A 16,474-nucleotide genomic window follows, 5' to 3' on the forward strand; every position below is an offset into this window, starting at 1 on the left:
TTGCAACCGGGCCCGGCCGGTTTCGCCGGTCGCAAGCCGGCGTCCGGGCGGTCTTCCGCTCGGCCTGTTCCCGCACGGCAGCAATGCCTCGCGTCGCCCGTGCTTGTTTCGCCGCGGCTGAGCGGCGAGATTGCGCCCCCTCGAAACGACCGAGACATGACGATGCGGACGCGCCGTCGAGACGCGCCGCCGAGACACGCCGCGAGGTGCCATGCTGCAAGGCTTCGCCATTCTGCTGGGCTGCCAGCTCGCCGGGGAGGCGTTCGTGCGCGCCTTCGCGCTTCCAGTACCGGGGCCGGTGGTCGGCATGGTGCTGCTCGCCGTGCTGATGCTCGCCCGCACGCCGCTGCCCGCCGAGGTCGGCGACGTGTCCGGCGGGCTTCTCAAGCATCTCTCGCTGCTGTTCGTGCCGGCCGGGGTCGGCATCGTCCAGCATCTCGGCCGGCTCGGCGACGAGGGGCTGCGCATCCTGCTCGTGCTGGTGCTCTCGACCGTCGTGACGCTCGCCGTCACGGCCGTGGTGTTCGCGGCCGTGGCGCGGCTGATGGGGCTCGCGCCCGTCCATCACGAGCCGGCGACCGAGGCCGTGGAGGAGGAGCAATGAGCCTCGTCGATCTCTGGGTCTATCTCTCGGGCGGCCCGCTCCTCTGGCTCACCACGACGTTGGTCGCCTATGTGGCGGCGGACGCGATCTTCGTCGCCGCCGGCCGTCGGCCGATCGCCAATCCGGTGCTGATCGCCGTGGCGTTCGTGGCGATCGTGCTGGTCGTCACGGGGACGCCGTTCCCGGCCTATTTCGCCGGCGCTCAGTTCGTCCACTTCCTGCTCGGGCCGGCGACCGTGGCGCTCGCCGTGCCGCTGGTGCGCTACCTGCCGCAGGTGCGCCGCCTGCTGGTGCCCATGGTCGTCGCGCTGGTGGTCGGCTCGGTGACGGCGATCACGTCGGCCGTGCTGCTCGCCCGCCTGGTCGGCCTCGACGCCTCGACGGCCCGCGCCATGGCGCCGAAGAGCGCGACGACGCCGATCGCCATGGGGACGGCGGAGGCGATCGGTGCCGACCCGGCGCTCGCCGCCGTGATGGTGATCATCACCGGCATCGTCGGCGCCATCGTGGTGACGCCGCTGATGAACGCGCTCGGCCTGAAGAACTACGCGGCGCGCGGCTTCGCGGCCGGGCTCGCCTCGCACGGCATCGGCACGGCGCGGGCCTTCCAGGTCGATCCGCTCGCCGGCACCTTCGCCGGCATCGCGCTCGGCCTCAACGGCCTCCTGACCGCCGTGCTGGTGCCGATTCTGCTGCCGTTCCTGTTGAAGTGAACGGGCGAGCCGATCACATCGGATCCCCGGCGGCCAGCCGCGGCAGCTCGGCGAGGCTCGCCAGGCGATGGCGCGGCGCGAGGTCGTGATACTCGTCGGGCGCCCCGGTGCGGTCGACCCAGACGGTGCGGAAGCCGAAGGCCGCGGCACCCATCACGTCCCAGCGATTGGACGAGACGAACACCACGGCGGCCGGCGTCACGGCGAAGGTGTCGACGACCAGGCGATAGACCTCCGGGCGCGGCTTGTAGACGCCGACCGCTTCGACCGACAGCACGGCGTCGAGATGCGGCCCGAGCCCGGCCGCCTCGGTCGCGCTCGCCAGCATGCGGAACGTTCCGTTGGACAAGATGGCGGTGCGGGCGCCTTGCGTCTTCAAGGCGACCAGGGCGTCGCGCCCGTCCGGATAGGCGTCGAGCACCCGATAGGCGTCGAGGAGCACGCGGCGCAGTTTCGGATCGACCGACGGGCAGCGCGCCAGCGCGTGGTCGAGCGCGCGCTCGGTCAAGGTCCAGAAGTCGACATAGCGACCGGCCAGCGTCAGCGTCCAGGTGTATTCGAGCTGCTTGCCGCGCCACAGCTCGGACAGCCGATCGGCGTCGGGGCCGACGGCGTCGCGGTGGCCGGCGATCGCCGCATGGACGTCGAACAGCGTGCCGTAGGCGTCGAACACGAAGACCGGCATGGTGCTTCCCCTCGCGAAAGCCGCATCGTGCGGACGCGCGGCGCCGCGCGCAAGCGCGCGGCCGGGCCCGCGCGGCTCAGGGCGGCAACGGCGTGAGCAGCGTGTCGAGGGTGCGGCCGCGAATGTCGTAGACGCGGGCGAAGACGACGCCGTCGCGCACCACCTCGGCGATCACCGGGGCGTCGAGCTTCGCGCAGTAGAACTCGTTGAGCGAGATCGCGAACTCGCCGCCCTGCGGCTGCCAGTCGGTGGGATAGGCCTTGCCGAGCTCGACCCGCACGGGGCGCTGCGGTCCGCAGATCGCCACGTGCCGCTTGGTCTTGCCGGTCGGCAGCTCGCCGCGCTTCGCCAGCTCCGTGCGCAGCGCCTGTGCGGCCTGCTTCATCGACAGGCCCCAGTAGTCGCGCATGTAGCGGCCGTCGGCGCCCTGGAGGCCGCCGGCGAGCGCGTTGAAATACGTGTACTGATAGGGGTGGATGCGGATCATCGTGACGATCGGGTGGACGAGCATCACGGCGAGCACCACGGCCGCGATCGCGGTGCGGCGTCCTTCGGTCGCGGCGGCGCGGCTCGCCAGCAGCGCGCCGACCAGGCCGCCGAGCACGGCGGCGGGCGGCAGCACGAAGACGAAATGGCGGATGCCGTTGTACATGGCTGGGCGCGTAATCACCGCGAAGGCGATCGGGAAGACCACCGACACGGCGAGGAACACCAGGCTGGCGCGGCGATTGAGCGGGCGGTCGCCGTGCGCCGCCGCGGCGAGCGCGGCGACGACCCCGGCGATGGCCAGCGCCCAGAACAGCTCCGGCGTCTGCAGGGCGAACAGCTCCGGCACGTAGCGCCGCGGCATGTCGACGACCCACAGGAGCTCGCCGTCGAACAGCTCCCGCCACGGCTTCTCGAAGAAGCGCGAGAAGTAGACGAGCGCCTTCACCGGGTTGAGGGGCGACACCACCGACCACGGCCAGATCAGCGCCATCAGCGCATAGGCGACGATCACGGCCGGCGTGAGCCGCAGCAGGAACGCGCCGGCCCGCCGGGCGGCGTCGCGGACGCCCTGCCGGCGTGCCTCGGCGACGACGATCAGCAGGAAGGCGGCGGCGGCCGGCACCGCAGCGAGCGCACCCATCACGCGGGAGCCGAAGGAGAGGCCCAGCCCGAGGCCGAGCAGCGCCGTCGTCGGCACGCTCGGATGTGGATACTCCGAGAAGGCCCGCACGAAGCCGAGCGTCGCGGCCAGCATCGCCACCGCGAAGGGCACGTCCTTCGGGTTGATGAACATGTGCCCGACCCAGAGCGGGCAGGTGGCGAGCAGCGTCACGGCGGCGAAGCCGGCGATCGGTCCGCCGAGCCGGCGGGCGATCCGCCACGTCATCGCCAGCCCGGCGATGCCGATGATCGCGCCGACCAGCCGGCGGGTCTCGAACAGCTCGAACGGCAACACCTTGGCGAGGAGCGCGGCGAGCATGTCGAAGCCGCCGCCATAGGCGTAGAGGTTGACGAAGGAGAGGGCGCGGCGATCCGTGAAGCCGGAGTCGTAGAGCCGCAGCAAGAGGCCGCCGTACTCGGCGTGGGCGTAGTCGTCCCAGCCCATGCCGAAATCCCGGAAGGTCGCGAGCGCCACGCCGCAGACCATCATCAGGACGAGGACGGCGGCGACGTCGGCGGGATGCAGGCCGCGCGGTCCGGTCCTGCGCGCGGGCGCGTCGGAGATCTCGGCGGGGATCGGCGGATGCATCGGAGGCTCGGGTGTGGTCGGGCGCGGCCGACGGGGCGAGGGAAGGGAAAGCCGAGGTGAAAAGGCGACGATCGCAGCCACTCTAGGCCGTGGAGACGGCGGAACGACGGCAACGCGTCCCGCGTCGAGCCCATCCGAATGCGACGACGCCGGCGCTCGCGTGCCCGCGAGGCCGGCGCCGACGGATCATCTCACATCCGACCGGTCACTTGAAAGTCGGGTACATCGAAGCGGTCACATCGAAGCTGTCACATCGAAGCGGTCGCTTGGACGCCGGTCGCTTGGAAGCCGGTCGCTTGGACGCCGGTCGCTTGGAAGCCGGTCGCTTGGAGGCCGGTCACTTGGCCGCAGCGGCGTAGAGCTCGGCCACGTACTCCCAGTTCACCAGGCTGTCGAGGAACGCCTTCAGGTAGTCGGGGCGCCGGTTGCGGTAGTCGATGTAGTAGGAGTGCTCCCACACGTCGCAGCCGAGGATCGGGGTCGCGCCGTGCACCAGCGGGCTCTCGCCGTTCGGCGTCTTGGTGACGACGATCTTGCCGTCCTTGACGGCGAGCCACGCCCAGCCCGAGCCGAACTGGGTGACGCCGGCCTGGGTGAAGTCCTCCTTCATCTTGGCGACCGAGCCGAGGTCGGCGACGATCGCCTTCTCGAGCGCACCCGGAATCTTGTCGCCGCCGCCCGCCGGCTTCATCCACTTCCAGAAGTGCAGGTGGTTGTAGTGCTGGCCGGCATTGTTGAAGAGGCCCGGGTTCTTGCCGAACGAGCCCTTGACGATCTCCTCGAGCGACTTGCCTTCCCACTCGGTGCCCTTGAGGAGGTTGTTGCCGTTGTTCACGTAAGCCAGGTGGTGCTTGTCGTGATGATATTCGAGCGTCTCGCGCGACATGTACGGCGCGAGCGCGTCGTGGGCGTAGGGCAGGTCCGGCAGCGAAAACGACATCGCGTTGCTCCTCGAGGGTTCGGATGAAATCGGGGGTGACCATTCACGGTCCGAGAACGGCGTCCGACCCCTCTCACGTAGAGATCGGGCGCGCTCCGCGCAACCTCGCCCTGGTGCCATGATGCCGCCGACGATGTCGGGGCCGGGCCTCCCGGAGGGCCGGCAGAACCGCCGCGCGCGCCAAATTGGTTGTGGTCCGTCAAAGGCCTGGATATCTTCGCCGCGAACCGGACGCGGGTTTTCGGCGCCCGGCCGGGCGCGCCCGGTCGTCGGCGAGGACGACCGACGGGCCGTCCGGGTCGACATCGGCGAGACGGGCGCCGCGCGGCGCCGTCGGCGTGGCCGTGCTTCCGGGTGGGCGTTGAGGGTGAAGCGATGGTCCTGGTCCTGTTCTCGGTCGGCGCGGTGTTGACGGTGGTCGGCCTGGGCGGCATCGCCTTCGGTATCCCCAACAACGAGTTCGGCACCGGGAACACGGCGATCGCGGCGGGCGTCACGGCGATGACGGGCGGGCTGGTGCTGATCGGCCTGTCCGTCGTGCTGCGCGAGCTGATCGCGATCCGCACCGCGCTCGCCGCCGGGGCGCCGGCCGGCGCCGTCGCCGGAGCACCCGCAGGCCGCACCGAGCGGCCCGAGCCGCCGGTGCGCGGCCGCCCGGCCGGCTTTTCGCCCGGCGCAGCGCCGGCCCCCGAGTCGTCGCTCGGGCCGCCGTTGTTCCCCGAGCCCGAGCCGCCCTCCGCCGCGATCGCGGCCGAGCGGCTGCGTGCCGCGCCGCCGCTGCCGCGGCCGCCGGTGTCGCCGCCCGATCGCACCGACCGGCCCGAGCTGCCGCCGCAGCCGCCCCTGAAGGCGCCGCCGACCTCGCCGCCGCCGCGCCGGGGCGATCTCGATCCGGCCACGGCCGAGCCGCCGCCGTACCGGCCGCCCGTGGTGGCGCCGGCGCCGCCGTTCGCCGGCGCGCCCGGATCCGGCGATATCGGCTTGCCGGATTCGCTGCGCGCTCGCCCGGCCCCCGCCGCGGCCGGTCCCGCCGCCGATCTCCCCGAGGACGAGCCGGACTGGACCCGCGACCCGCTGGCGCCGACTCCGGGCGGCGAGCGCAAGCGCTTCTTCGCCTGGACGCGCCGTCGCCAGACCGTCGCCTCCGACGCCGAGGCGCCGCTCGACGACGTGCCGCCGCCGCCGTTCGAGCGCCCCGCCGAGCGGGGCTTCGACCGCGGTCCGGGCCGAGTTCAAGAGCGTGCCCAGGAGCGTGCCCAGGACGGAGGCTTCGACCGCGGCGGCGATCGCGCCGCCGGGGATCGTGGCTACGACCGCGCGCCGCCGTCACCCCCGCCCGCCACCCCGGCTCCGGAGGCGTCGGCGGCCGACGCGGCGGCGCCCGTCACGGTGCTCAAGTCGGGCGTCATCGACGGGATGGGCTACACGCTCTACACGGACGGCTCGATCGACGCCGCCTTCGAGCACGGCACGCTGCGCTTCGCCTCGATCGACGATCTGCGCCGCCATCTCGAGCAGAGCCACGGCTGAGCCGACGGCGCGTGACGGCGTTCGGTGACGCCGCAACGCGATCCCGATCGATGGCACGCCGTCCCGATTCCGAGCTTCCTGCCCCGGACAAGGCGCGTCGGGCCGAAAGCCCGATGCGCCGCGGAGCCGGGGCCCAGGGGCCGCACGGTCGGCGCTCCGTCTCGTCGCTCCGGGGCCGGCTCGCGGCGCGGCGCACCGCGTCCGGGACACGCGGCGTCTGCTGGTCGGCGTCCGAGACCCGCGCCGCGCCTACAGCCCCGCCAGCGCCATCAGCTCGCGGACATGGGCGTGCGAGACGTCGAAGGCCGCCTGCTCCTCCTCGGTGAAGCGGCAGGCGATGATCTTCTGCACGCCGCGCCGGCCGATCACGCAGGGCACGCTCATCACGGCGCCGTCGACCCCGTACTCGCCCTCCAGCAGCGTGCCGACCGGTAGCACCGAGCGCTCGTTGCCGGCGACCGCCCGGATGATGCGGAATACGCTCGCGGCGATGCCGTGATTGGTGTTGCCCTTGCCGGCGAAGATGTCGAGGCCGATCTGCAGGACGCGCTGACGAACCGCCGCGCGGTCGATCGGCGCGACGCCGTTGAGCGCGCAGAAGGTATCGACGTCGAGCCCGCAGACATTGCACAGGCTCCACGGGACGAAGCCGGTGTGGCTGTGGTCGCCGAGCACGTAGCCGAAGATGTTCTTCGGATCGATCCCGACATGCTCCGAGACGATGCGCATGAAGCGCGCCGTGTCGACGATGGTGCCGAGCGAGATCACCCGCTCCTTGGGAAACGACGAATGCGCCACCGCGACCTGCGCCATCACGTCGACCGGGTTGGTCACCATCAGAACGATGGCGTTCGGCGAGGTCGCCTCGGTGCGCGCGATCAGATCCTCGATGACCTTGCTGTTGATCTCGACCAGGGAGTCGCGGTTCTGCCCCCGCTCGAGCTGGGCGCCGGCCGTGATCACGACGATGTCGCTGTTGACCGTCTCGGGCCAGCCGCCGGCGATCAGCCGCGGATTCTTGGCGTAGATGAACGAGGTGGTGTGGGCGAAGTCCCAGATCTCCGCCTGCGCCTTCTCGGCGTTGCGGTCGACCGCGACGATCTCGCTCGCCGCCGTGGAGGCGAGCAGATGGCCGACCACCTCGGTGCCGACCGCGCCCATGCCGATGACCGAAATTTTCACGGGAAGCCCCCTGGAGGCCGGGCGGGCGGACGTGCCGCCGCGCCGGATGCGGCGCGCCGCGACAGCGTTCGATCGATGCGGCGCGGCCTGTGGACGCCCGCGAGGATACGCGCCCACGACCGAAATTTCAGGGCGTAGTTGCGCAGCGTGACGGAAGGAGGTGTCGTCGCGGGCGGCGCGGCGTGCGTTCGATTGCGCGACCGCGGCGGCGGCGTACAGTGCGGCCGCAATGACCGCGTCTCTGGATCAATACCGCGCTCCCTGGTGGCTGCCGGGGGGCGACGCCCAGACCATCTGGCCGGCACTGTTCTCGTCGCCGCGCGCCGCCGCCATGCCGGCCTACGCGCGCGAGCGGTGGGACACGCCGGACGGCGACTTCGTCGACGTGGACCTTCTGCCGGCACCCGTGCTGTCGGCGCCCGGCCTGCCTCGCTCCCACGGTCCGGCGCCGTGGCTGGTGCTGTTCCACGGCCTCGAAAGCTCCTCGGCGAGCCGCTACGCCGTCGCCTTCGCGCTCGCCGCACAGGCGCGCGGCTGGCCCTTCTGCGTGCCGCATTTCCGCGGCTGCTCGGGCGAGCCGAACCGCGCCCCGCGCTCCTATCACTCCGGCGACTTCGAGGAGGTCGGCTGGATCCTACGGCGTTTGCGTGACCGCGCCGACGCGCCGCTGCTCGCGGCCGGCGTCTCGCTCGGCGGCAACGCGCTCCTGCGCTTCGTCGAGGAGGCGGGCGACAGTGCCGGCGCCGTGGTGCGGGCCGTCGCCGCCGTCTCGGCGCCGCTCGATCTCGCCGCGGCCGGCGCGGCGATCGACCGCGGCTTCAACCGCCTCGTCTATGCGCGCATGTTCCTGCGCAGCATGAAGCCTCGGGCGCTCGCGACGCTCGCCCGCCACCCGGGCCTGTTCGACCGCGATCGTCTCGTCGCCGCCCGCACGCTGCGCGCGTTCGACGACTGCTTCACGGCGCCCCTGCACGGCTTCTCCGGTGTCGACGACTACTGGCGCCGCGCCTCGGCGAAGCCGCATCTCGCTCTGATCCGCGTGCCGACCCTGGTGCTCAACGCCCGCAACGATCCCTTCGTGCCGGGATGGTCGCTGCCGACCCGGGACGCGGTCGGCCCGCATGTCACGGTGTGGCAGCCCGACGAGGGCGGCCATGTCGGCTTCGCGAGCGGGCCGTTCCCCGGCCATGTGCACGCGATGCCGGCGGCCGTGTGCGACTGGCTCGCCGCCGCGTCGTGAGATCGGCGGATGCGCTCGACCTGTCGCGCGGCGGGACGCCGCAGCATCGCGGCGTGTGCGACGTGATCCGTCTCGGAAGCGGCCGCGTAACCTTGGCATCGAACCCATAGAGGAGACCCCCGATGTTCGACTCCGTCACCGTCGCCGCCCCGGTTCTGCTCCCGCTGATGACGTTCGGCGTCGTCTTCTATCTGATCCTGCGCAGCGGCCCGACCCGTCGCGCCGCCACGCGCCGGTCCTGAGCCGTCGCGAAGCCACGGGCTCCGGGGAGGGTCGCAACGACGCTCTCCGGAGCCGGCGGCCCGCCGATCGCGTTCTGGTTCCGCATCGTCACGCGCCGGACGCGACCGGATCGGGTCGCGACGGGCCGGTGCGATCGGCCGTCCGTCTCGTCGCGAAGGCGTGGGCCTCAGCGCCCGACCAGGCGCATCGCTTCCGCCCCATAAGTCTCGCGCGCCTCGGCGAGCAGCGGCGCGACCGCGTCCCGGAACGTCGCGAGCTCGGCGGCGGTCGGCGTGATCAGCTCGCAGCCGGCGGCGGCGAGCGCGCGCCGCGCGTCGTCGTCCTCCTCGCCGGTCATCACCCGCTGCGCCGCCACGGCCTCGGCGACCGCCTCGCGCATCGTCTCCTGCAACGCCGTCGGCCAGGCGTCGAACTGGGCGCGGCAGACGAACACCGGGCGCGAGACGTAGAAGTGGTTCGTCACCGTGTGGAAGCGGTGGAAGTCGTGGACCCGATACGTCACCGTGTTGGCGAGCGGGTTCTCCTGCGCGTCGAGCGTGCCGGCTTTTATGCGCGCGATCGCTTCGGTGAGATCGAGGCGCAGCGGCGTCGCGCCGAGCAGCGCGAAGGTTCTCGCCTGGACGTCGCTCGGCAGTACTCGGATGCTCATGCCGGCGAGGTCCGCGGCCGTGCGCACCGGCCGCAGCCGGTTGGAGATCTGGCGAAAGCCGTTCTCGAACCAGCCGAGGATGCGATAGCCGACCTTCTCCTCGATCCTCTGCGCGAGCCAGGCGCCGAGCGCGCCGTCCATGGCGCTGCGCGCCTGCGCGTTGTCGGCGAACAGGAACGGCAGGTCGACGACGCCGATCTCCGGCACCCGGTCGGTCAAATAGCTCGACGACTGGTAGCCGAGGCTCAACACGCCGGACTCGACGAGCCACAGGATGTCTTCGGCCTTGTAGCCGAGATCCATGATGTTCCAGACGTAGCGCACCGTCACGGCGTCGCCGAAGCGCGCCACGACGCGGTCGCCGACGATCTTCAGGGCCTTGCTGAAGCAGGTGGTGGGCGGGCCGTAGCCGCCCATCCGGATCTCGATCGGAGTGCTCATGAGGGCTCGCGGGGGGGGGTGAGGCTCGCGGGGGTGAGACTCGCGAGAACAAGGCTCGCGGGGCGTTTCCTGGCCGCGGTTCTCGAGGACGCGGCTCCGAAGATCGAAGCTTAACGACGCCCCTCCGGCCTGTCGAATGCGGGAACGTCCCGGCTGGTGCGACGAATCCGCGGGGGCGACGTCGCTTGTCTTTCGTGCGGGGGACCGCCACAGTTGCCGAACGGTCGGCATACAAAGCCGGCGACAAGAACAGTCGGGGAAACGCATGACCAGGGTTTGGCTGGCCGCGGCCTGTGCCGCGGTGCTGGCGCCGTTGGCGCCGTTCGTGACACCCATCGGCGACGCGCAGGCGCAAGGGTTTCCGTCGCGTCCCGTCACCATGGTGGTGCCGCTCGGGCCGGGCGGCTCGACCGACGTCATCGCCCGCGTCGTCGCCGAGGGGATGCGCGCCACGCTCGGCCAGCCCGTGATCGTCGAGAACACGACGGGCGCCGGCGGCACGGTCGGGGTCGGGCGCGTCGCCCGCGCGGCGCCGGACGGCTACACGTTCGGCATCGGCCATTCCGGCACCAACGTGGTCAACGGCGCCATCTATCCGCTGCAGTACGATCTGATCGCCGACTTCGCGCCGATCGGCCTGATCTCGACGCAGCCGTTCTTCATCGTCGCGCGCAAGACCATGCCGGCCAAGAACCTCGCCGGGCTGGTCGCGTGGATCAAGGAGAATCCCGGCAAGGTCACCGAGGGCACGTCGGGCGTCGGCACGCCGAGCCACATCTCGGGCGTGCTCCTGCAGAACACGCTCGGGGTGAAGTGGACCATGGTGCCGTATCGCGGCGCCGGCCAGTCGATGCAGGATCTGATCGCCGGCAACACCGACATCCAGCTCGACACGCCGGCGACCTCGATGCCGCATATCCAGTCGGGCCTGATCAAGGTCTACGCCGTGACCAACAAGGAGCGCCTGAAGGTGGCGCCCGACGTGCCGACCACCGACGAGGCCGGCCTGCCGGGCTTCTACTACACGTTCTGGCACGCGCTCTGGGCCCCGAAGGGCACGCCCAAGGAGGCGATCGATACGCTCAACGCGGCGCTCCGGGCGGCGCTCGCCGATCCGACGACGAAGAAGAAGCTCGAGGATCTCGCCCAGGTGATCTTCCCGCCCGACCAGCAGACCCCTGCGGCGCTCGCCGCCTATCAGAAGGCCGAGGTGGAGAAGTGGTGGCCGATCGTCAAGGCGGCCGGTATCAAGCCGGAGTGAGGACCGGCGCGCGCCACGGTCTCTGACCCGTCATGCCCGGGCTTGTCCCGGGCATCCACGTCTGCAGAGCAAGCCGGCTCGAAGAACGTGGATGGCCGGGACGAGCCCGGCCAAGACGGAGCACGAATTTCCGGCCCGCTATTCCCGCCCCGCCACCGCGATGGCGAAGGCGTAGGCGAGAGCGACCTCGCGCAGGCGCTCGAAACGGCCGGCGGCGCCGCCGTGGCCGGCGTCGAGATTGGTCCGCAGCAGCACGAGGTCGTCGTTGGTCTTGAGTCGGCGCAGCCGCGCCACCCACTTGGCCGGCTCCCAGTAGGTGACGCGCGGATCGGTCAGCCCGGCGAGCGCCAGGATGGCCGGATAGGCTTGGGGCCTCACGTTGTCGTAGGGCGAGTAGGACCGAATGGTGTGGAACGCCGCCGCGTCGCGGATCGGGTCGCCCCATTCGGGCCACTCGGGTGGGGTGAGCGGCAGCGTCTCGTCCAGCATGGTGTTGAGCACGTCGACGAACGGCACCTCGGCGATGAGGCCCGCGAACAGATCCGGCCGCATGTTGGCGAGCGCGCCGATCAGCATGCCGCCGGCCGAGCCGCCGTGCGCGACGACGCGGTCGGGCGCCGCGATCTTCTCGGCGATCAGATGCTCGGTCGCGGATATCACGTCCTTGAACGTGTTCGGCTTGGCGGCGAGCTTGCCCTCGCGATACCAGCGCCAGCCCTTCTCGGTGCCGCCGCGGGCGTGGACGATGGCGTAGACGAAGCCGCGATCGACCAGCGACAGCCGGCTGGTCGAGAACGCCGCCGGCGTCGACATGCCGTAGGAGCCGTAGGCGTAGACGAGCGTCGGCGCGGTGCCGTCGAGCGGCGTGTCCTTGCGGGCGAGCAGCGACACCGGCACGGTCTCGCCGTCGTGCGCGGGCGCGAGCAGGCGGCGCGTCACATAGGCCGCCGGGTCGTGGCCGCTCGGCACCTCCTGGCGCTTGCGCAGCACGCGGCGGCGGCTCGCGCAGTCGTAGTCCCAGGTCTCGGTCGGCGTCGTCATCGACGAGTAGTTGAACCGCAGCGTGTCGGTCTCGAACTCGTAGCCGCCCGCCATGCCGAGCGAGTAGGCCTCCTCGTCGAAGGCGATCACGTGCTCGTCGCCGCTCCCGAGATGCCGCACGACGATGCGGGGCAGCCCGTCGACCCGCTCGAGCCGGACCAGCCAGTCGCGCGTCACGGAAAAGCCGAGGACGAAGACGCCGGGCCGATGCGGCACGAGATCGCGCCAATGGTCGCGGCCGGGCGTCGAAAGCGGCGCCGTCACGATCTTGAAGTCCTCGGCGTCGTCGGCGTTGGTGCGGATGAACAGCATCGGGCCGCCCGCGAAGGCCGGGTGATGCTCGACGTCGTAGCGCAGCTGCTTTTCACGCGGCGTCACGAGCCGCGGCGCCGTGTCGGGCGCGTCGAGATCGATCAGCCAGGCCTCGGCGGACTCGTGATCGTGCACCGAGATCTCGGCGAAGCGGCCGGATTGCAGCCGGGCGATCGAGACGAAGAAGCCCGGATCGTCGGTACGGAACACCTCGCGGTCGTCGCTCGCCTGCGTGCCGAGCCGGTGCAGGAAGACCTTGGTCGGGCGGTGCTGCTCGTCGAGCTTCACGTAGAAGAAGGCGCGCGAGTCGGTCGTCCACACGACGCCGCCCGAGGCCTCCGGCACCACGTCGATGAGATCCTGGCCGGTCGCGAGGTCGCGCACCCGGGTCGTGAAGAACTCCGAGCCGCGGTCGTCGGCACTCCAGGCGACGAGCCGATGGTCGGGGGAATGCTCGCCGCCGCCCAGGCTGAAGAACGCCTTGCCGGCGGCGAGCGCGTCGCCGTCGAGCAGAATCTCTTCCGCGCCGCCGTCGCGCGGGATGCGGCAGATGAGCGGGTGCTCGCCGCCCTCACGGTGGCGCGAGTAGTAGGCGAACGGCCCGTCGGGTGACGGCACGCCGGCGTCGTCCTCCTTGATGCGGCCCTTCATCTCGGCGAACAGCGTCTCCTGCAGGGCCGCGGTCGGGGCGAGGGCGGCCTCGGCATGGGCGTTCTCGGCCTCCAGCACGGCCCGGATCGCCGGGTCGAGCACGGAGGGATCGCGCATCACGGCCTGCCAGTTGGGATCGCGCAGCCAGGCGTACTCGTCGACGAGCGTGACGCCGTGATGCACCGAGACGCTCGGGCGTTCCTCGACACGGGGCGGGGCGGGCGGACGGGAGACACGGTCGAGCATCGGTCGGGCTTTCGGTCGGTCGACGTCCAGGCGGGGGCGCAGGACGACGGGAGCTTGCGCAGGGACGTGCGCCGGGAAGACTTCATCTAGGGTGGCCGCGTGCGCCTGCAAATCGGCATAACGTCGACTGTCCGACACATGGTGCCGTGCCGATCGCCGAGCGTGGCCTGTGCCGTGGCGTGCGGTACGGCATTTCGCATCGCAAAAACAAGGAGTTCTCGCGCGCGAATGAGATCTCGCCGGGATGCCCGGTCGGCTCGGTCGTTCGATGCCGGTATGGGAGCCATACCGATTTGAACGTACAAGCCTGTACTTCCCCTTGTCGTTCCGACGAATAGTTGGCCTGTTCTGTTGTCGAGTTCACGCGCACTTCTACAACGGTCGAATCTCTTCTTGCTTTCCTCAGCAATGGCGATACATAGAAAGAGTTCTCGCGAGTCGGCCGCGATGTCGCTTGGCTTCGGGGGTCGGCCGGACCTGGTGGGGCATTGCCGGCCCGGGCGGGAGCGATCGGGTCATTACAAAGAGAAATGAACGTAAGATGGGCGAGAGCGCGCAGAACTATATTGAGCTGACCGCCGATATCGTGTCGGCCTATGTCAGCAACAACAGCATATCGGCAGGCGATATTCCGAGCCTGATCAACCAGATTCACTCGGCGTTGCTGCGGGTTTCGGGCGGCCAGAGCGACGCCCCCGTCGAACCGCTGAAGCCGGCCGTGTCGGTCAAGAAGTCGATCACGCCGGAATACATCGTGTGCCTGGAGGACGGCAAAAAGTTCAAGTCGCTCAAGCGGCACCTGCGGACGCAGTACAACATGACGCCCGAGCAGTACCGCGACAAATGGGCCCTGCCGCCCGACTACCCGATGGTGGCGCCCAACTATGCGGCGGCGCGCTCGCAGCTCGCCAAGCAGATGGGCCTCGGCCAGCAGCGGCGGCGTCGCACGAAGTGACGCGGTGGCCGGCCCGGCCGTCCCGTCATCACGCCATACATCACAGGCCACACGCCCGGCGTTCCGGTCGGGCGTGTCGGGCCGGGCGAGACGTGGAACCAGACAAGACCTGGGACCGGACAAGATCTGGGACCGGACGAGACGGACACCGCCGGGTGGCCCCGGCGGTTTTTTGTTTTGTGCATCCGAGGCCCGCGGCCGACGTCGGGAGCGTCGCTCCGACGCGACCCCATAAATTAGAAAAAAATCCTAGTCAACGATCGGGCCGGCACCCCGATCCGGTCGATGACCATTCTTATTCATGCTGAAATCGTGAGCTCTCGGACGTCGCCTCCGACCGTCTTGACGGGCCGCGAGTAATAGGTAAAAGTTCCTACATCCATCTCGTGCGAGGTCGCCATGCGCCATCGGGTTTCGTTCTTTCGTCCGTCCGCCCGTCGCACCGTCGAACCGGTCGCTGCGTCGCTGGTCGCGCGGAGGCCGTGGTGAGCCGGCCGCCGCGCCGGGCCGCTGCCCGGACCGCCCCGGTGTCGCCCGCTGCCGCGGCCATCGACGCGGGCGACCTGGTCGGCCCGTTCCGGGCGAAGCGACTGCGCCTCGCTCGGCGGCCCGACCCCGCGGCGGCGGCCGGCTCCGTGCTGGTCGACGAGGCGGAGAGCCCGCTCGCCTGGCTGGCCCGCCGCAAGGGGCGCGACGGCCGCGCCATGATCGAGCCGGTGCAGCTCCTCGCCGGCGAGCGGTTGCGGGCCGACTTCACCTTCGCCCAGCTCGGTCCCCGCGTGACGGTCGACTGGAGCGCCACGCTCGCCCCGGGCGCATCGGGCGGGGGAGGGGGGCCGGCTGCCATGACGGACGCCGTTCTGGCGGCGCGGCAGCGTCTCGCCGCGGCGCTGCGGGCGTCGGGCAGCGAGTTCGCCGGGCTGCTGCTCGACGTCTGCTGCTTCCTGAAAGGTCTCGAGGAGATCGAGCGCGAGCGCGGCTGGCCGGCCCGCTCGGCCAAGGTGGTGCTGCAGCTCGGGCTCGACCGGCTGGCGCGCCACTACGGGCTCGCGGCCGCGGCGCGCGGCCGCCCCGGAGCGCCGATGCGGGCCTGGCGGGCGACGGTCACGGATGCCGCGGATCCTGACGCTGCGGATCCCGGCGCCGCGGATCCTTGAGGATGTCGATCAGGGCGCGCAGGCCCGCCGGCATGTAGGCGCGGTGCGGGTAGTAGAGGAACACGTCGTCGAAGTGCGGCGTCCAATCCTCCAGGCAGCGCACCAGCGCGCCGCTGGCGAGATGGCGGCTGACCCGGTCCTCGAACACGAAGGCGAGGCCGGCGCCGGCGAGCGCCGCCTCGGCGATCAGCTCCTGGTCGTTCGAGACCACCGGGCCGTCGACCGCCACGGTGAGCGGCTCGCCGTCCTTCTCGAACTCCCATTGGAACATCGCTCCGCTCGGGAAGCGGTAGCGGATGCAGCGATGCGCGTGCAGGTCGGCGGGGCGCTCGGGACGGGGGTGGTCGTCGAAATAGGCCGGCGCGCCGACCACGGCGAAGCGCATCGGCAGGGCGATGCGGGTCGCGATCATGCCCTGCTGCAGCCGCTCGCCGAACCTTATGCCGGCGTCGAAGTCGGCGGCGACGATGTCGATGAGCGCGTCGTCGGACGAGACCTCGACGGCGAGCCCGGGACAGTCGCGCACCAGCCGGGCGATCACCGCGCCCATCATCATGAGGCCGACCGGCCGCGGCACGGTGATCCGGATCGTGCCGGCCGGCGTGTCGCGCCAGCGGCTCACCTCGTCGATCGCCTGGGCGACGTCGCCGAAGGCCGGCTTCAGCCGGGCATGCAGGAGACGGCCGGCCTCGGTGAGCGACACGCTGCGGGTGTTGCGGTTGAGCAGCCGGACCCCGAGATCCTGCTCCAGCCCCTTCACGGCGTGGCTGAGCGCCGAGCGGGTGACGCCCCGCTCCGCCGCGGCGCGCTGGAAGCTCAGGTGATCGGCGACCGCCACGAAGGCGGCGAGGTCGGTCCAGCGATGGTTCATTGGTGAAGCTTACTC

Annotated in this window: 14 protein-coding genes; 7 read left to right on the plus strand and 7 right to left on the minus strand. The window is 71.0% G+C overall.

All coding sequences use genetic code 11. The features are described 5' to 3' along the window. Positions 1–211: 211 nt before the first annotated feature. Positions 212–604, plus strand: coding sequence for a CidA/LrgA family protein (locus ACFSOX_RS07820; protein ID WP_378477237.1), 393 nt, complete (start codon positions 212–214; stop codon positions 602–604). Next, a complete protein-coding gene (locus tag ACFSOX_RS07825) occupies positions 601–1,317 on the plus strand; it encodes an LrgB family protein (protein ID WP_378477238.1) in 717 nt (238 codons plus the stop codon). The genes ACFSOX_RS07820 and ACFSOX_RS07825 overlap by 4 nt, the downstream gene beginning before the upstream one ends. 13 nt (positions 1,318–1,330) lie before the next feature. On the opposite strand, the gene ACFSOX_RS07830 is transcribed toward ACFSOX_RS07825, so the two are convergent. The 3 genes from ACFSOX_RS07830 to ACFSOX_RS07840 form a co-directional block, all read right to left on the minus strand. Then, positions 1,331–2,002, minus strand: coding sequence for a haloacid dehalogenase type II (locus ACFSOX_RS07830; RefSeq protein WP_378477239.1), 672 nt, complete (start codon positions 2,000–2,002; stop codon positions 1,331–1,333). A 76-nt stretch (positions 2,003–2,078) separates the two neighbouring features. After that, a complete protein-coding gene (locus ACFSOX_RS07835; RefSeq protein ID WP_378477240.1) occupies positions 2,079–3,740 on the minus strand; it encodes an ArnT family glycosyltransferase in 1,662 nt (553 codons plus the stop codon). A 337-nt stretch (positions 3,741–4,077) separates the two neighbouring features. Continuing rightward, positions 4,078–4,680, minus strand: coding sequence for a superoxide dismutase (locus ACFSOX_RS07840; RefSeq protein ID WP_378477241.1), 603 nt, complete (start codon positions 4,678–4,680; stop codon positions 4,078–4,080). 375 nt (positions 4,681–5,055) lie between these two features. Between ACFSOX_RS07840 and ACFSOX_RS07845 the strand changes: the two genes are divergently transcribed. Next, positions 5,056–6,210, plus strand: coding sequence for a hypothetical protein (locus tag ACFSOX_RS07845; protein ID WP_378477242.1), 1,155 nt, complete (start codon positions 5,056–5,058; stop codon positions 6,208–6,210). A gap of 249 nt (positions 6,211–6,459) precedes the next feature. Here the strand turns inward: ACFSOX_RS07845 and ACFSOX_RS07850 are convergent, their stop codons facing one another. Continuing rightward, a complete protein-coding gene (locus ACFSOX_RS07850) occupies positions 6,460–7,392 on the minus strand; it encodes a lactate/malate family dehydrogenase (RefSeq protein WP_378477243.1) in 933 nt (310 codons plus the stop codon). 229 nt (positions 7,393–7,621) lie between these two features. Here ACFSOX_RS07850 and ACFSOX_RS07855 point away from each other — a divergent pair, with 229 nt between their 5' ends. Further along, complete coding sequence (locus ACFSOX_RS07855) at positions 7,622–8,632, plus strand: YheT family hydrolase (protein WP_378477244.1); 1,011 nt, start codon at positions 7,622–7,624, stop codon at positions 8,630–8,632. Positions 8,633–9,041: 409 nt separating this feature from the next. On the opposite strand, the gene ACFSOX_RS07860 is transcribed toward ACFSOX_RS07855, so the two are convergent. Continuing rightward, positions 9,042–9,965, minus strand: a complete 924-nt coding sequence (locus ACFSOX_RS07860) for a TRAP transporter substrate-binding protein (RefSeq protein ID WP_378477245.1) — start codon at positions 9,963–9,965, stop codon at positions 9,042–9,044. A gap of 265 nt (positions 9,966–10,230) precedes the next feature. Between ACFSOX_RS07860 and ACFSOX_RS07865 the strand changes: the two genes are divergently transcribed. Beyond that, on the plus strand, positions 10,231–11,226 hold the full coding sequence (locus ACFSOX_RS07865) for a tripartite tricarboxylate transporter substrate-binding protein (RefSeq protein WP_378477246.1): 996 nt from the start codon (positions 10,231–10,233) through the stop codon (positions 11,224–11,226). A 138-nt stretch (positions 11,227–11,364) separates the two neighbouring features. On the opposite strand, the gene ACFSOX_RS07870 is transcribed toward ACFSOX_RS07865, so the two are convergent. Continuing rightward, positions 11,365–13,476 carry a S9 family peptidase gene (locus ACFSOX_RS07870; protein WP_378477247.1) on the minus strand — a complete coding sequence of 704 codons (2,112 nt, stop codon included), beginning with the start codon at positions 13,474–13,476 and terminating at the stop codon, positions 11,365–11,367. Between the two features lie 541 nt (positions 13,477–14,017). Between ACFSOX_RS07870 and ACFSOX_RS07875 the strand changes: the two genes are divergently transcribed. After that, the gene (locus ACFSOX_RS07875) at positions 14,018–14,431 is read left to right on the plus strand and encodes a Ros/MucR family transcriptional regulator (protein WP_378477248.1); all 414 of its coding nucleotides are present in this window, start codon (positions 14,018–14,020) and stop codon (positions 14,429–14,431) included. A 527-nt stretch (positions 14,432–14,958) separates the two neighbouring features. Next, complete coding sequence (locus ACFSOX_RS07880) at positions 14,959–15,588, plus strand: DUF6456 domain-containing protein (protein WP_378477249.1); 630 nt, start codon at positions 14,959–14,961, stop codon at positions 15,586–15,588. Here the strand turns inward: ACFSOX_RS07880 and ACFSOX_RS07885 are convergent. Next, complete coding sequence (locus tag ACFSOX_RS07885; protein WP_378477250.1) at positions 15,536–16,459, minus strand: LysR family transcriptional regulator; 924 nt, start codon at positions 16,457–16,459, stop codon at positions 15,536–15,538. The genes ACFSOX_RS07880 and ACFSOX_RS07885 overlap by 53 nt on opposite strands. Positions 16,460–16,474: the final 15 nt, after the last annotated feature.

It is taken from the genome of Rhodoplanes azumiensis (assembly GCF_042682915.1).
Taxonomy (GTDB): Bacteria; Pseudomonadota; Alphaproteobacteria; order Rhizobiales; family Xanthobacteraceae; genus Rhodoplanes; species Rhodoplanes azumiensis.

Coding starts and splice junctions, on each gene's coding strand:
- ACFSOX_RS07820 (WP_378477237.1), top strand. CDS start 212: ATGCTGCAAGGCTTCGCCATTCTGCTGGGCTGCCAGCTCGCCGGGGAG.
- ACFSOX_RS07825 (WP_378477238.1), top strand. CDS start 601: ATGAGCCTCGTCGATCTCTGGGTCTATCTCTCGGGCGGCCCGCTCCTC.
- ACFSOX_RS07830 (WP_378477239.1), bottom strand. CDS start 2,002: ATGCCGGTCTTCGTGTTCGACGCCTACGGCACGCTGTTCGACGTCCAT.
- ACFSOX_RS07835 (WP_378477240.1), bottom strand. CDS start 3,740: ATGCATCCGCCGATCCCCGCCGAGATCTCCGACGCGCCCGCGCGCAGG.
- ACFSOX_RS07840 (WP_378477241.1), bottom strand. CDS start 4,680: ATGTCGTTTTCGCTGCCGGACCTGCCCTACGCCCACGACGCGCTCGCG.
- ACFSOX_RS07845 (WP_378477242.1), top strand. CDS start 5,056: ATGGTCCTGGTCCTGTTCTCGGTCGGCGCGGTGTTGACGGTGGTCGGC.
- ACFSOX_RS07855 (WP_378477244.1), top strand. CDS start 7,622: ATGACCGCGTCTCTGGATCAATACCGCGCTCCCTGGTGGCTGCCGGGG.
- ACFSOX_RS07860 (WP_378477245.1), bottom strand. CDS start 9,965: ATGAGCACTCCGATCGAGATCCGGATGGGCGGCTACGGCCCGCCCACC.
- ACFSOX_RS07865 (WP_378477246.1), top strand. CDS start 10,231: ATGACCAGGGTTTGGCTGGCCGCGGCCTGTGCCGCGGTGCTGGCGCCG.
- ACFSOX_RS07870 (WP_378477247.1), bottom strand. CDS start 13,476: ATGCTCGACCGTGTCTCCCGTCCGCCCGCCCCGCCCCGTGTCGAGGAA.
- ACFSOX_RS07875 (WP_378477248.1), top strand. CDS start 14,018: ATGGGCGAGAGCGCGCAGAACTATATTGAGCTGACCGCCGATATCGTG.
- ACFSOX_RS07885 (WP_378477250.1), bottom strand. CDS start 16,459: ATGAACCATCGCTGGACCGACCTCGCCGCCTTCGTGGCGGTCGCCGAT.